The organism is Litoribaculum gwangyangense (assembly GCF_039543505.1).
Taxonomy (GTDB): Bacteria; Bacteroidota; Bacteroidia; order Flavobacteriales; family Flavobacteriaceae; genus Litoribaculum; species Litoribaculum gwangyangense.
Genome location: NZ_BAABJW010000002.1, coordinates 801239 through 816763, shown reverse-complemented (window position 1 = coordinate 816763; position 15525 = coordinate 801239). Strand labels below are relative to the sequence as shown.

The window sequence follows — 15525 nt, the reverse complement described above, 5'->3', positions numbered from 1 at the left end:
GTTTAACTATTTATTTTCCATTGATGGGTGTCGTCTTCAAATATCTCTTTACCAAAAACAGGAACATTTGCCTTAATTTCTTCAACTACATATTCCAAGGCTTCAAAAACCACTTTGCGTCTGGGTGATGATACAAATACAAACAAACATATTTCGCCTGCTTTAACCTTACCTAAACTATGGTAAATATGCATGCATGTGAGTTCGAATTTATCAAAAGTAGCTTCTCTAATCTCGTGGAATTTTTGATTAGCCATAGCTTCATAAGCGGTGTATTCAATAGCCGAAATGGATTTGTCATCAATATCATCGGCTCTAACTTGACCTAAAAAAATATTATGGGCGCCAATGCTAGTTTGTGTTTGATGTTTGTATATAGAATTGCCTATAAATTCTGAGGATATAGGGCCTTCTATAAACACATTTTTTACTTTTTTATCTGACATTATGTTGATATTTTCTTTAGTTCTCCTAAATATTTTATAATTTCTGATGCACTTTCTTTGACGCTGTAACAATTTGTGACATTGAGTGCATTTAAAATGGATACCGCTTTTTTGCTTCGAATTCCTGATTGGCAAAAAATTAGTTTTTGTTTCTCTGGATGAATATTTTCTAGCTGTTTTTTTAAATCATTTAAAGGTATCTGTGTTATGGAAAAGTCATCAATTTTAGGCTGTTCGTGTGCTTCCCTAACATCAATAAACTGAATGTTTTCGCTTAACGACATGTCTTTGATTGAAACTTCAATAGCTTGAATTTCACAGTCGTTATTTAGTTGTTTTCTATGAAAATTATCTTTTTCTTTTAAAACCAAATCAAAAATAGGTTCCAACTTATGGATTTTTAAAATGGTTGATTTTGTGCTCAATGCATTATATAAAAGTAATTTACCTGAAAGCACATCTCCTATACCTATTACCATTTTCAAAACTTCATTCGCTTGCATGCTCCCAATAATACCAGGTAATACCCCAAAAACGCCAATTTCTGAACAGTTAGGGACAGTATCCTTGGGCGTTTCAGGAAATAAGCATCGATAACTTGGTCCGTTTTCATAATTAAAAACAGAAACTTGACCCTCAAATTTGTAAATGGCACCGTAAACAACCGGTTTTTTGGTTATTATACAGGCATCATTTACCAAATAGCGGGTTTCAAAATTATCTGAACCATCAACGACGATGTCATAAAGTTCGAAAAGTGATAACGCATTTTGATAAGTCAATTTTTCAGAATACGCCACAATTGAAATGTCATCATTCAAATCTTCCAAATGCTGTTTTGCTACTAAAGCTTTATTTTTTCCTAAAGATGACTTTCCAAAGAGTATTTGACGTTGTAAATTAGACTTTTCAACCACATCAAAATCAATGATGCCAATCGTTCCAATACCAGCAGCAGTAAGGTATTGCAAAACAGGGCAACCCAAGCCGCCAGCACCAACAACCAAAACTTTGGCTTTGGAAAGTTTGTTTTGACCTTCTTCGCCAATTTCTGATAAAATAATATGTCTGTTGTATCTATCCATAAATTTATCCTCCCGAAAATGGTGGTAATAAAGCTATTTCGGAACCAGTTAATTTAGTGTTTTCATCAACTAATTCTTGGTTTTGGGCCACTTTAAAATCTTTAGTTTTAAGGGTGTTGTATTTTCTATATAATGTATCTAATAGTTCTGAAATGGTTTGATTTTCCGAAACCTCAATGGTTTCCTCATTCAAATGAGTGATCTCAGTTAATTGTCCGAAATATTTAATCGTTACAAGCATGTTCAATAGCTTTTAAATCCTGTTGTGTATTTATGTTTTTTGTAAAAAAGTCAAGTTCCTTATCTAATGTAATGGTTTTAGCTTTAAATTGATTAACAGCAAATTGTAAACGCTTTTCTCCTTTTCTCAATAGATTAAAAAACAAGTCCTTGCAAGCTGTTTTGTAGATAGCAATTAAGGGCATTTTTTTGCCGTTACTCTCAACTTGAATAATTTCAGAGTTATCATTTACATTATGAATTAAAATGTTTAAAACTTCAGAGTTAATCAAAGGAATATCACAACTTAAAATTACATTATATTCGGTTTTAGAGGCGTTTAAACCTGAATATACTCCAGCTAGCGGCCCAGCATTTTTAATTTTATCTTCAATTCTTATGAATCCAAACATATCATATGCAGGATTACTTGAAACAATGATAATTTCTTCAACTAAAGGCTTTAACGCATCTATTACGTGTTTGATAAAAGGTTCGTCGTTCCACAGTAAAAATCCTTTATCAGTACCCATACGGGAGCTTTTTCCACCTGCTAAAATAATGCCTGTTATGTTTGTTTTATCAATCATTTACGTGAAAAATAGTTTAACTGATGCGATTACCAACACAAAAGCCAGTATATATCTTAAATTTTGATAGTTTATTTTTTTACTACCAAAATATCCACCTAATACACCACCTATTAAGGCAATGGCCACTAATAAAAAGGATTCTTTTTCAAGTAAAACGCCACTACTTAACTGACCAATAAGACCTGCGGCAGAATTAACCCAAATGAATAATGCCGAAACTGCAGCGGCTTCCTTCATATTGCCCCAGTGTAAAAGTAAAATTACGGGTGTTAAAATAATGCCACCACCAATCCCAATAAGTCCTGAAAACAAACCAATAATACCTCCAACCATAAGTCCTTGCCACAATTTTACCTGTTTAATGGAATCACTTTCTTTACCAAATACATTTAGCATTTTTAAAATTGCAAATACTAAAAGTATGGCCAATATTTTTTTATAAATAGAGGCATCAATCTCGATGGTACCTCCCAAAAAAGCCAAAGGAATGGATGCTAGGGCAAAATACAAGAACAATTTTTTATTAAAATAACCTGCTTTGTAATAGTAATAAAACGAAATACCAGCTACGAATAAGTTTAATAGTAAGGCAGTTGGTTTCATGGTTTCCGGCGAAAACGAAAACAACGCCATAAGCGCTAAATAGCCACTGGCACCACCATGCCCAACACTAGAATACAAAAACGACACAACGGGTAGTGCTAACAGAAAAAGGTATATGTTTTCGGTTTGTAGCATTATAAAGTGTTAAATTTTTCCAATTGTTTATCTAAAAATTCGTAACAGTTTTTATCAATTTCATCGAAAGCTTTGATTAAGCATTTGCCATAATCAGTCAATTCTGTGCCACCACCACCTTTTCCACCTGTAGTGTTCAAGGTTACGGGTTCTTTTGCCGATTTATTAACCGAATCTATCAAATGCCATGCTTTTTTATATGAAATATCAAGTGATTTTGCAGCTTTTGACAGTGAGCCCATTTCTTCAATAGCTTTCAATAATTGCACTCTACCTTTTCCTAAAAGAACATGGTTATCAGATTCTATCCAAATGCGACTTCTAATTTTATAACTCATGATTAAACAGGTAATAATATGGTTTCTACAAAATCTCCAAAATGGAAATGATTTTGTTCTTCAGGACTAAAAACCAAAGCATTTGATATCGCAAACGTTTGTAACATTGATGAATTTTGACCTTCTAAAATCTCTACATGGCCATTATCAAAAATGGCTTTTAAAAATTGTGGCCGATCGCCATTTTTATAAAAATTTGATATGGATTTGGCTTGAACACAGGGTAGTTCAATATCATCAATACCCATCATTTTTTGAAGTGCTATATATACATAAACATAAAAGCAGGTTAATGCTGCTGCAGGATTTCCAGGTAAAGCAAATATGCTCGTGTCTTCTTTTTTTCCGAAGAATAAAGGTTTTCCGGGTTTTTGTTTTACTTTATAAAACACTTCATCCACTTGCAATTCATTTAAAGCTTTCCCTACAAAATCATAATCTCCAACTGAAATACCACCAGTTATAATTACCAAATCATTATTTGATACGACTGATTTTAAGGTTTTTACAGTTTCTTGGTAATCATCCTCAACTTTATGGATAGTTACATCATAAAACTTCAAACTGTAAAGGGCACTCAAGAGCATTTTAGAGTTGCTTTCGTATATTTTTCCGTGTGTTAAATCTTGACCAGGTTCTATCAATTCATTGCCCGTGGTTACAATAGCGATAGTCGGTTTTTTAAACACCTTCACATCCCTAATACCCAATGATAATAAATACCCTATGGAAGCAGGCGTTAACTTCGTGTCTTTTTTTAAAGCGATATCGCCTTTTTTAACTTGTTCTCCAATAGGGCGAATATTGTGACCTTCGTCTAACTGTTCTTCAATACTTATTTTAGTGGCATCAACTTTTACTTTTTCCTGCATCATAATCGCATTGGCCGAATCTGGCACAGGAGCCCCTGTAAAAATTCTAACAGCTTCTCCTGGTTGTAAAGTCGGTTTAAAATTATCACCAGCTTTAACTTCTCCAATAAGTTTATAAGTTAAATTATCATGTAAATGCAATGCATAACCATCCATAGCCGATTGCCTAAAAGGAGGCATATTAATAGGTGAATATATATCTTCAAACAAATAATAGCCACCAGCTTTTTCAACAGGTTTAATAGTTTCTTTTAGAAGTGGTTTTACATGATTTTTAACCAATAATTTAGCTTGATCTATAGAAATCATCTTCGAATGCGTTATGTCTAACCAAATATAACGAAAATAAATCTCATAAATCTTGAATTTAAATTACATTTCTTACATTTAAGCAGTAAAGAAAAAGCATGCTTAAAAAAGTTTTTGGAAGCGCTGTTTTTGGTGTGGAGGCCACGACCATTACAGTTGAAGTAAATGTAGATTCTGGTATTGGCTATCATTTGGTGGGATTGCCAGATAATGCCATCAAAGAAAGTAATTACCGCATAGCAGCGGCACTTCAAAACAACGGCTACAAAATACCCGGGAAAAAGATTACGATTAACATGGCACCTGCCGATTTACGTAAGGAGGGTAGTGCTTATGATCTTACTTTAGCTATCGGCATTTTGGCAGCATCCAAACAAATTGAAGCACCTGATTTGGAAAAATACATCATTATGGGCGAACTCTCACTGGATGGTAGTTTGCAACCCATAAAAGGCGCATTACCCATTGCGGTTAAAGCCCGAGCCGAAGGTTTTAAAGGTTTTATCCTGCCTTCCCAAAATGCTAAAGAAGCTGCTATTGTGGATGATTTGGAAGTTTACGGTGTTGATAACATTAAGCAGGTTATCAATTATTTCGATAAAGGCGAACTCCTAGAGCAAACCATCATCAACACCCGAGAGGAATTTTATAAAAACCTCGATTTTCCTGAGCATGATTTTAGCGATGTGAAGGGACAAGAAGGAATCAAACGCTGCATGGAAATTGCGGCAGCCGGTGGTCATAACATTATTTTAATTGGGCCACCGGGCGCAGGAAAAACCATGTTAGCAAAACGTTTACCTAGTATTTTACCACCCATGACGCTCCATGAGGCTTTGGAAACCACTAAAATCCATTCAGTAGTTGGTAGGGTGAAAGATACAGGGTTGATGGCACAACGACCGTTTCGTAGTCCGCATCACACGATTTCAGATGTGGCATTGGTTGGTGGTGGCGCCTTTCCGCAACCGGGTGAAATTTCCCTATCGCATAATGGCGTACTGTTTTTAGATGAGTTACCCGAATTTAAACGGGGCGTTTTGGAAGTGTTGCGACAACCTTTGGAAGATAGGGAAGTGACTATTTCACGCGCGAAGTTTACGGTAACATATCCATCTTCGTTTATGTTGGTGGCGAGTATGAACCCGAGTCCGGGTGGGTATTTTAACGACCCTGATGCGCCTGTAACTTCCAGTCCTGCCGAAATGCAACGCTATTTAAGTAAAATTTCTGGTCCCTTATTAGACAGAATTGATATTCATATAGAAGTGACGCCCGTACCTTTTGAAAAGCTCTCGGAAGATAGAAAAGGGGAAACCTCGGTGGAAATTAGAAAGCGTGTTACCAAAGCCCGAGCGCTGCAAACTAAACGTTTTGCCGAAAGTGAAACGGTGCATTACAATGCGCAAATGAGTACCAAACAAATACGTAAATATTGTGTATTGGATGAAGCTTCCAAACAACTTTTAAAAACTGCGATGGAACGCTTAAATTTATCAGCTCGTGCTTATGATAGAATTTTAAAAGTTGCCAGAACCATTGCCGATTTGGAAGGTGTCGAAGCCGTAAATGGTTCGCATATTAGTGAAGCCATACAATATAGGAGTTTGGATAGAGAGGGATGGTTGGGGTAAAAAATTCCTCCGAAGGAAGGAATCTATTTTGAATGGTTTATAGGCTATACGTTGATGCCACTAAGCGGAGCTTAGCGATAGTTGGGGGAAGACAAGATTGATTATCGCAATTACACAAACAATCTAAAAACTTTTACAAGTAAAAATACCTTCCAGATAAATTTGATGGTTTTTTACATCAATATTCAGCGTTCTTCCATAGGTTTTTAAGGCATTTTCCTGTAATTTAGAAATACTTTCTTTTCCGTAATAATCGGAAACTTTAACGAACTCAATGTCATATTGCCTATGTAAATTGTCTTCAATTGTAAAATTTTCGAAAGTTAGTACGGGTGATGTTAATAATGTTTTACGATTTCCAATAAGCGTTATATATATGCTTACCTTTTTTCCACATAATTCCAGAGCAGAACTAATACTATTGTCAAAATTAATATCCGATTTTATTAAGAATTCACTATCTTCTTGAGGGATACTTAGTATTAAACTTTCACTATTGTTATTATTGTAATCGATTCGATAATTAACAGTATGCTGAGATTCTGGATTTGTTAAATCAAGTTTGGTATTATATTTCCAGTATAAGTAAGGTTTTTGTTTTTCAGTCTGTTCATCTAATAAATTATCCCCAACCGTTATACCTATGTAAATACTCAAGTTATCAAAAAAATCTCGAAATTCTTTGCTATAGTATTTTTCACTATACCATTTACTCATAAATTGAAATGTGAATTCACTAGCTCCAGGATTATTAATATCATCGGAAAATGAATTAACAACTTGAGCTGTTTTATATAATTCATTGATTTCAGGGATAAAATCAATAAAACCTTTTTTCTCAATGTTTATCTTCAAAAATTTCATTTTTAACTCAATTGGTAGCGGTTGGGAAAGTGCTTGTATTTTTTTGAGAGATATAGAATCGTTTTTGTCAATTGTATTTTTTAAATTAGAGTTAGAGATATCTGCAATACTACCAATAATAAAACCTATAAATAAAAGTAATATGGGATAACCAATTTGAAAAATACTAGTGCTGTAAAAAGATTTTTTAACGTGATTTTTTTCAATGAATTTATCTATTTTTTCAGCAATTTTATTTTTAGGGAGCTTCCCTGTTTCAATCCCACATTTTTTAGCGATATCGTCTAATGATGATTTCCTAAGTTGCCTTATTATTTTTTGAAAATTATCCATTTAATATTATTTTCAATTTTGCAGTACACTACCATCCAAAGATAAAATTAAGTAGTCATAGATGACAGTTATAGTTATAAACATTTTAAACAGGTTTTTAACCTAGAAAACACTTACTTAACCTCATTAAAATTAAGTGTTTTAAAAAAAATGAATAAAATTAGCAAAAGTTTAAATTAAGGATGCGTTTCCAAATAGTTAGGGATCTTCTACTTCATCGAAAAAGGTTGTCCGGTGCTTTGTAATGTCCCAAACCAAAACCCACCTTCCATATCAATTTTTTTGCGTTTTTTGGTAACATCGGTAATAGGTAAGTAAACAAAGGTATTATTGACGCTTCCCACCACAAAATTTGTTTTTCCCGCCATGGCACCGTGCACAGCATGATATGCTAAGTGGTTGCAATACAGACTGTCATTGGCATTGGCAGGTGCACTTCGAATGATATAACTTGGGTCAATGTATTTTATGGTAGTTTTCATGTTGATGCTATCAAAATAGGCTTTAATTTTTTGCTGGAGCAATAACCCAATATCCTTATGCTGAATGTTTCCAGAGGCGTCCACTTCGTTGCTTTCGGCATTGAATAAATGCTGACCAGCACCCTCTGCCACCACAATGACGGCATGTTTTTTTGATAGCAATCGTTTCTTAAGATTTTCAAGAAATCCGTTCGCTCCCTCCAGTTCAAAATCCATTTCTGGCACCAAAACAAAGTTTACCACAGGCATGGAAAGTGCGGTTGAGGCTGCAATAAAACCACTGTCTCTTCCCATTAATTTTACAATGGCCATTCCGTTGTATGCGCCATTGGCTTCATTATGGGCGTCTCTTACAATAGGGCAAGCCACATCAAAAGACGTTTCAAAACCAAACGATTTGTCTATAATATCAATATCATTATCAATGGTTTTGGGAATTCCAGCTACTACAATTTTTAAACCTCTGTTTATGATTTCAGTACCTATGGCATTAGCCCCTTTTAAGGTTCCATCACCACCAATGGTAAATAAGATATCTATGTTGTTGGCCACAAGCGTATCAACCATGACAGATACATCTTGTCCACCTCTTGACGAGCCTAATATGGTGCCTCCAAACTCATGGATATTTTTCACTTTTTCTGGTGTGAGCTCTATGAAATCGTGACCACATTCCGGATTCAATCCTTCATATCCATAGGGAATTCCAATAACTCTTTTAACCTTGTAAAAGTAATGGAGGTTCATAACCAAACTGCGAATCACATTATTGATGCCAGGGCAAAGTCCGCCACAAGTCACAATAGCAGCCGTTGTGTTCTTACCCTCAAAAAACACGTTTTCACGTGGTCCTGCACGCTCATAGGAATCAGGAAGTATGCCGTTCTCCAATGAAGAAGTAAAATTGTTCAACTGTATATCGGCTAAAATCCGGTCCTTATCATCAATAAAATTAAAAATATTGTCACCTTTAGTTTTGCTTAAGTGTATGGGTGATATTTTAGTAGGCTCACCTAAGTTAAATATTCTGAAATTATTATAGTTTTCCATGCAGACTTTTAGTTATTAAAAGAGATATAAAAGTAGCATAAAATAAAGAATTTTGATAGTGTATGATTGATAATTAAACATTTTATAACACCAATAGGTAGTTTATATAAAATTCCGTTTCTTTATAATATATAATCCTAAATTTATAAAATGAAAAAACACATCATAATATTTTTGGTACTTATGGTCTTTAACTGCAACACATCCAAAGAAGAAAAAAAAGACAGTACAGAAATTCCAAAAGTTGAAATGGCACCAAAGCCGCTTCTTAATTTAGAGCAGGCCAATAAATTAGCACAATTACCTTTACATTGTTTAAATATTGAGTATCCAAATCGTTTATCTCAAACCTTGGGTGGGGATAATGATTTATTAGCTCCCAATGTATTGCATCCAGCATTTTATGGCTGTTTCGATTGGCATTCATCGGTTCACGGACATTGGAGTTTGGTGAGTTTGTTAAAACAATTCCCAGATATAGATGATGCCGAGGGCATTAAACAACGTTTACTTAACAATATATCGAAAGAAAACATTGAAACTGAAGTGCAATATTTTTACACCGAACACAACAAATCTTTTGAGCGAACTTACGGTTGGGCATGGTTGTTAAAACTCGCCGATGAATTGCATACCTGGGATGCACCGGTAGCGCGAGAGCTAGAGAACAATTTACAACCTTTAACCGACTTGATTGTTGGAAAATACATCGAGTTTTTGCCTAAATTAAACTATCCACAACGTGTAGGAACGCATCCAAATACGGCGTTTGGGCTAAGTTTTGCTTATGATTATGCGACAACGGTTAATAATGAAGACCTTAAAAAAGCCATTAAAGAACGTTCAATGTATTTTTTCTCAAATGATCAAAACTGCCCCATAACTTGGGAGCCTAGTGGTAGTGATTTTTTATCACCATGCCTGGAAGAAGCGGCTTTAATGAAGCGGTTATTGCCTGTTGAAGAATTTAAAACTTGGTTAAATACTTTTTTACCGCAATTAAAAGACGAAAAATATACTTTGGAGGTTGGGTTAGTTTCGGATAGAACGGACGGACAATTGGTGCATTTGGATGGCGTTAATTTTTCTCGCGCTTGGAGTTTAGCTAAAATAGCTGAAGGATTACCAGAATACAATCATTTATATAATGTGGCTAATAAACATATCAATTATTCATTGCCAAGTATATTTGGCGATAGTTATGAAGGTGGCCATTGGTTAGGAAGTTTTGCCATTTATGCGCTTAATTCAGTTGAGCAATAAGTTAAGCTATTGTTAAAATGTGTTAAAAGTATGTTGATAATTCAGACCAATCAACATATTCAAATTAACTTTAGGGCAAAAAATTAAAACCACCATTGAAATGAAAAAGTCTTTGAAGTTATCACTATGTTTTATACTCGTTTTTGTTGCCAAAAATTTTGCTCAATCCCCTTTAATAAATCATCCATCAATAAGTCCTGACGGACAGTATATTGCGTTTAATTTTCAAGGCGATATATGGACATCAGATATAAATGGTGAAAACCCAAAACGAATTACTATTCACGAAGGATACGATACAAAACCACTTTGGAGTTATGATGGGAATAATATTGCCTTTGAAAGTGACCGTTATAGTAATAATGATATTTATGTGATTTCAAAAGATGGTGGTGTTCCAAAACGTATTACGTATCACTCAACATCCGATTATTTGACCGATTATACAAAAGAGGGCTCCATTTTATTTTCCACACGTAGAGACTTTGTACAAGTGGAAAGAGAAATGGAAACTCATATGGTAAGTGATGTCGGAGGTACACCTACCAGATTGATGAGCACTATTGGTTTTGATGCAAAAGTCTCACCAAATGGTAAATTTATTGTTTTTGTAAAGGGTTCTTGTAGAATTGCCCGCGAAGCTTATCGTGGTCCAGCAAACAGGGATATTTGGCTTTATAATAAGGCGAATGATAGTTACACCCAACTCACAACGTATGATGGTAATGATTTTTATCCACAGTGGGGAAATGACTCAACCATCTATTTTCAATCTTCAAGAGATGGTAAATACAATGTTCATAAATTGAATATCGATTCCAATGGCAAAAAAGTAGGGGTCATAACACCTGTTACGACTTTTAAGGATATGGGTATTTTTTCTTTCAATGTAAGTGTTAACGGTAAGGATTTAGCCATGGTTCAAGGGGATAAATTGTTTGTTTTAAATACAACAACCAATGCACCCAAAGAAGTCAAATTGAATATTGGTTCAGATTATAGACACGACCCCGTTGAACATAAAACTTTTACAAATCGTATAGAGGAAATTGCTATTTCGCCAAACGGGAAATATGCCGCCATGGTAATTAGGGGTGAACTTTTTTTAAGATCCACTGATAAGGATAACAAAAGAACCATAAATCTTTCCAATTCGCCATTCAGAGATAGAATGCCCACTTGGTTAAATGATAGTGCCTTGGTTTTTGTATCAGATAAAGAAGGACAAAATGATTTGTATTTATTAAAATCGGATGATGCCAAAGAAACCGATTTGTTTAAAACCTTAAAACATCAAGTTGTTAGATTAACCAATACGAAAGAAGGTGAAGAAGACCCTGTAATGTCGCCTGATGGAAAATCCATAGCCTATAAAGTGGGAAGAGGTAAATTAATTGTTTCAAAAATTGATGCCAAGGGTAAGTTGTCAAATGAAACTACTTTGTTAAATGGCTGGGACACACCTTCAGGAGTATCATGGTCACCAGATTCGAAGTGGTTAGCTTATAATTTAAGTGATTTAAATTTTAATGGCGAAATTTATATTCATAAAGCCGATAATTCTATAAAACCAGTTAATATTTCCATGCACCCAAAGCAGGATACCAGGCCTTTATGGAGTGCCGATGGTAAAAAATTGGTGTTTTCATCCAATAGAAATAATGGTGATTATGATGTGTGGTTTACTTGGTTAAATAAAGAAGATTGGGAAAAAACACCACAAGATTGGGAAGAAGAAAAAAATGCTGATAAACTGGAAAAGGATAAATCTAAAAAAGATGATAAAAAAGATGCGGGCGTAAAAGATATTGTTATTGATTTTGATGATATACACGAACGTCAAGTTCAGGTGACTTCTTTTGTTGGAGGCGAGTTTGTACAATACATATCCAGAGATGGTAAAACCATTTACTACACGACTGGTAATGGCTCAAGGGGTGATGCCGATATCGAATCAGATTTATATAAAATTTCTTGGAATGGAGAGGATAAAAAAGCCATTACCACGGGTAATTCAAGGCCTTCTAATATAGTGGCTGATAAAAAAGAAAGCATGTTTTTGTTAACCACCAGTTTTGGTAGTTTATCCAGTATTAATATTTCCAATGACAAAAAGGAGTCATTATCAATAGGTGCAAAAATGGACGTGGATTATGTTGCAGAATCCAACCAAATTTTTGAAGAAGCATGGAAAGCCATCAACGATGGTTTTTATGATCCTAATTTCCACGGTCAAGATTGGACAGCCTTAAAGAAAAAGTACAAACCTTTGGCCATGAAAGCTTCTACAAGAACCGATTTTCAGGAAATATTTAACTGGATGCTCGGTCAAATTAATGCGAGCCATATGGGTTTTAGAGTGGGTGAAGACCGAGAGGAATTACAAAGAGAATCAACAGGTTTATTGGGAATAGAATTAAAACCAAATAACAATGGCGCTGTTGAGGTCACTAAAGTAGTTGAAAATATGCCTGCAGCTAAAAGCGCTAGTAATTTGAATGTTGGAGATGTTATTTTAGGTGTAAATGGAACCAGACTTTCAAAAAATCTAAATTTTTATAGTTTGCTAGAAGGCACTTCAAATGAAAAAATTTATTTGGAAATTAAGCGTGGAAATAATAACCTAGAAGTTGTCATCAGGCCTGATTACAGTAACAGAAAAGAAAATTATAATGCTTGGGTTAAAGAACGTAAACGATTAACCGATAAATATTCCAATGGCAAATTGGGATATATTCACATACAAGGTATGGACTGGCAAAGTTTTGAAAATTTTGAACGTGAGTTAATGGCTGCTGGGTTAGGTAAGGAAGGGCTTGTAATAGATGTGAGATACAACGGTGGTGGTTGGACTACCGACTACTTAATGGCTGTGTTAAATGTTAAACAACATGCTTATACTGTGCCTAGAGGAGCAGCAGAAAATTTAGAGAAAGAGCATACAAAGTTTAAAGATTACTATCCATATAGTGAGCGTTTGCCTTTAGCTTCTTGGACCAAACCATCTATAGCGATGTGTAATCATACCAGTTACTCTAATGCAGAAATATTTTCTCATGCTTACAAGGCACTAGGTATTGGCACGTTAGTTGGTGAGCCCACCTTTGGTGCCGTTATTTCAACTGGATCTGCGAGATTAATAGATGGATCATCTGTAAGAATGCCCTTTAGAGGTTGGTATGTAAAAAACACGGAATCCAATATGGAATTAGGGCCGGCAGTGCCAGATATCTTGGTGAAAAATAATCCTGATGATAAAGCTAAAGGTGAGGATACTCAACTAAGAATGGCGGTAGATACACTTTTAAAACAATTATAAACTATATTGAAAAACTGGTTTAAAAATATCGGTCCAGGGCCATTAATTGCAGCAGCATTTATTGGCCCTGGTTCGGTTACAGTATGTACCCTAGCAGGGGTTGGTTTTGGTTTTGAACTTTTATGGGCGATGGTTTTGTCTATTATAGCTACCATTGTTTTACAAGAAATGTCGGCGCGTTTAGGTATTATTACTCAGAAGGGTTTATCAGAAATTATTAGAACTGAATTAGAGCACCCTGTTTTTAAATTTATAGCAATTCTTTTAATACTTTCTGCTATCGTTATTGGAAACGCCGCGTATGAAGCTGGAAATATTACGGGTGGTGTATTGGGTTTGGAAGCTATCAGTGGAAACCCAAGTTTAAAAATGTGTGGTTTTTCAATAAATTTATTGAGTGTAGTTATTGGATGTATAGCTTTTATTTTGCTTTATATTGGTAATTATAAAGTACTGGAAAAAGCCCTTATTTCGTTGGTTGTTTTAATGAGTATTGCATTTTTAATTACTGCTATTATCACGAAACCTAATATAAGTGAAATTTTAAAAGGTGCCTTATTTCCAAAATTTCCTAAGGGAAGCTTACTTACCATTATTGCACTTATTGGTACTACAGTAGTGCCTTATAATTTGTTTTTACATGCTTCTTTAGTTACAGAAAAATGGAAAGCAAAGTCAGACCTACGGTTTGCAAAAAGAGACACCATCATTGCCGTTTTTTTAGGAGGTCTAGTATCCATGTGTATTATTATTTCGGCAGCTTCCATACAAAGTGAAACCATCAGGAACGCCTCCGATTTAGCACAAGGTTTAGAACCCCTTTTTGGCAGTTTCGCAAAATATTTTTTAGCAATTGGCTTGTTTGCTTCAGGAATTACCAGCGCTATCACAGCACCTTTAGCGGCTGCTTATGTGGCAAGTGGTTGTTTGGGTTGGTCATCTGGCATGAAAACCAAAAAGTTTCGTGCAGTTTGGATGTTCATTTTGGTTTTAGGGGTTGTGTTTTCCTCATTAAGCATAAAACCGATTGATATTATCAAGTTTGCCCAAGTAGCCAATGGTATTTTACTGCCGGTTATTGCTGGGTTTTTACTTTGGATTATGAATAAGAAATCTGTTTTAGGGGCTTTTAAAAACACTACAAAACAAAACATTTTTGGGTTTTTAATTCTAGGAATTAGTATCTTACTGTCAATGGCAACTTTAAATAAAGTATTTAGCTTAAACCTGTTTTAGTGGAAAATCAAACGGTGGATATTAATGTAGATGTTGGTGAAGGCGTTGGTAACGAGGCTTCACTAATGCCATACATCGCATCTTGTAATATTGCTTGTGGCGGACATGCAGGTGATTATGACACCATGAAAACGGTCGTCAAGTTAGCTAAACAAAACCAGGTCAAAATAGGAGCACACCCTTCATTTCCTGATAAGGAAAACTTTGGAAGACAACCCATGGATATGTCTTGTGCTGCCTTGTTCACATCCATAAAATCCCAAATAGATGATTTAATACATGTTTTAAATGAAGAGCATGTTCTGTTGCATCATATAAAGCCACACGGTGCGCTTTACAATATTGCAGCCGTAGATGAAAAGATTGCCAAGGTCATTATTGAGGTGATGAAAAGCATCACTTTACCCATAAAATTATATGTGCCTTACAAATCGGTTATTGAAGATTTGGCATTAAAAAATGGTATTAATATTACTTATGAAGCCTTTGCGGATAGAAACTACAATAATGATTTGACCTTGGTTTCAAGAAGTGAAAATCATGCGGTGATTGAAGACCCAAACCAAGTTTTTGAGCATGTTTTTAGAATGGTTTCTGAGCAGAAAGTTAAGACGATTCATGGTACAGAAAATGACATGAAAGCCGACACATTTTGTGTACATGGCGATAATCCTAAAGCGATAGATTTGATAAAAAACCTGAACGAAAAATTAACGTTAAAAGGAATTAAAATAAGATGATTTT

14 protein-coding genes are annotated in these 15525 nt (G+C 34.9%); 5 read left to right on the top strand and 9 right to left on the bottom strand.

The genetic code is table 11. The features are described from left to right. Nucleotides 1-2: 2 nt before the first annotated feature. From ABD963_RS09135 to ABD963_RS09105, 7 genes are read right to left on the bottom strand one after another with little or no spacing between them, the layout of a single operon-like run. On the bottom strand, nucleotides 3-446 hold the full coding sequence (locus ABD963_RS09135) for a molybdenum cofactor biosynthesis protein MoaE (RefSeq protein ID WP_345276644.1): 444 nt from the start codon (nucleotides 444-446) through the stop codon (nucleotides 3-5). Next, the gene (gene moeB, locus ABD963_RS09130) at nucleotides 446-1531 is read right to left on the bottom strand and encodes a molybdopterin-synthase adenylyltransferase MoeB (protein WP_345276643.1); all 1086 of its coding nucleotides are present in this window, start codon (nucleotides 1529-1531) and stop codon (nucleotides 446-448) included. Before moeB ends, ABD963_RS09135 begins: the two co-directional genes overlap by 1 nt. Before the next feature lie 4 nt (nucleotides 1532-1535). Then, a complete protein-coding gene (locus tag ABD963_RS09125; protein ID WP_345276642.1) occupies nucleotides 1536-1772 on the bottom strand; it encodes a MoaD/ThiS family protein in 237 nt (78 codons plus the stop codon). Next, nucleotides 1756-2340, bottom strand: a complete 585-nt coding sequence (mobA, locus tag ABD963_RS09120; protein ID WP_345276641.1) for a molybdenum cofactor guanylyltransferase — start codon at nucleotides 2338-2340, stop codon at nucleotides 1756-1758. The genes ABD963_RS09125 and mobA overlap by 17 nt, the downstream gene beginning before the upstream one ends. Next, on the bottom strand, nucleotides 2341-3081 hold the full coding sequence (locus tag ABD963_RS09115) for a sulfite exporter TauE/SafE family protein (protein ID WP_345276640.1): 741 nt from the start codon (nucleotides 3079-3081) through the stop codon (nucleotides 2341-2343). It abuts the gene before it with no gap. After that, nucleotides 3081-3419 (bottom strand): winged helix-turn-helix domain-containing protein, encoded by a 339-nt coding sequence (locus ABD963_RS09110; RefSeq protein WP_345276639.1) that lies wholly within the window; start codon nucleotides 3417-3419, stop codon nucleotides 3081-3083. Before ABD963_RS09110 ends, ABD963_RS09115 begins: the two co-directional genes overlap by 1 nt. A gap of 2 nt (nucleotides 3420-3421) precedes the next feature. Beyond that, a complete protein-coding gene (locus ABD963_RS09105) occupies nucleotides 3422-4600 on the bottom strand; it encodes a molybdopterin molybdotransferase MoeA (protein WP_345276638.1) in 1179 nt (392 codons plus the stop codon). A 98-nt stretch (nucleotides 4601-4698) separates the two neighbouring features. On the opposite strand from ABD963_RS09105, the gene ABD963_RS09100 reads away from it, so the two are divergent. Next, the gene (locus ABD963_RS09100) at nucleotides 4699-6234 is read left to right on the top strand and encodes a YifB family Mg chelatase-like AAA ATPase (protein WP_345276637.1); all 1536 of its coding nucleotides are present in this window, start codon (nucleotides 4699-4701) and stop codon (nucleotides 6232-6234) included. A gap of 123 nt (nucleotides 6235-6357) precedes the next feature. Here the strand turns inward: ABD963_RS09100 and ABD963_RS09095 are convergent, their stop codons facing one another. Together ABD963_RS09095 and ABD963_RS09090 are read right to left on the bottom strand one after the other, a co-directional pair. Continuing rightward, entirely contained in the window at nucleotides 6358-7431 is a 1074-nt protein-coding gene (locus ABD963_RS09095) for a hypothetical protein (protein WP_345276636.1), read from the bottom strand. A gap of 209 nt (nucleotides 7432-7640) precedes the next feature. After that, entirely contained in the window at nucleotides 7641-8963 is a 1323-nt protein-coding gene (locus ABD963_RS09090; RefSeq protein WP_345276635.1) for an ATP-dependent 6-phosphofructokinase, read from the bottom strand. Nucleotides 8964-9113: 150 nt separating this feature from the next. Here ABD963_RS09090 and ABD963_RS09085 point away from each other — a divergent pair, with 150 nt between their 5' ends. The 4 genes from ABD963_RS09085 to pxpA all read left to right on the top strand — a co-directional run bounded on the left by ABD963_RS09085 (nucleotide 9114) and on the right by pxpA (nucleotide 15521). Continuing rightward, nucleotides 9114-10226 carry a DUF2891 domain-containing protein gene (locus ABD963_RS09085; RefSeq protein ID WP_345276634.1) on the top strand — a complete coding sequence of 371 codons (1113 nt, stop codon included), beginning with the start codon at nucleotides 9114-9116 and terminating at the stop codon, nucleotides 10224-10226. Nucleotides 10227-10326: 100 nt separating this feature from the next. After that, complete coding sequence (locus ABD963_RS09080; RefSeq protein ID WP_345276633.1) at nucleotides 10327-13545, top strand: S41 family peptidase; 3219 nt, start codon at nucleotides 10327-10329, stop codon at nucleotides 13543-13545. A 3-nt stretch (nucleotides 13546-13548) separates the two neighbouring features. Beyond that, nucleotides 13549-14781 (top strand): Nramp family divalent metal transporter, encoded by a 1233-nt coding sequence (locus ABD963_RS09075; protein WP_345276735.1) that lies wholly within the window; start codon nucleotides 13549-13551, stop codon nucleotides 14779-14781. Continuing rightward, nucleotides 14781-15521 (top strand): 5-oxoprolinase subunit PxpA, encoded by a 741-nt coding sequence (gene pxpA, locus ABD963_RS09070; protein ID WP_345276632.1) that lies wholly within the window; start codon nucleotides 14781-14783, stop codon nucleotides 15519-15521. The genes ABD963_RS09075 and pxpA overlap by 1 nt, the downstream gene beginning before the upstream one ends. Nucleotides 15522-15525: the final 4 nt, after the last annotated feature.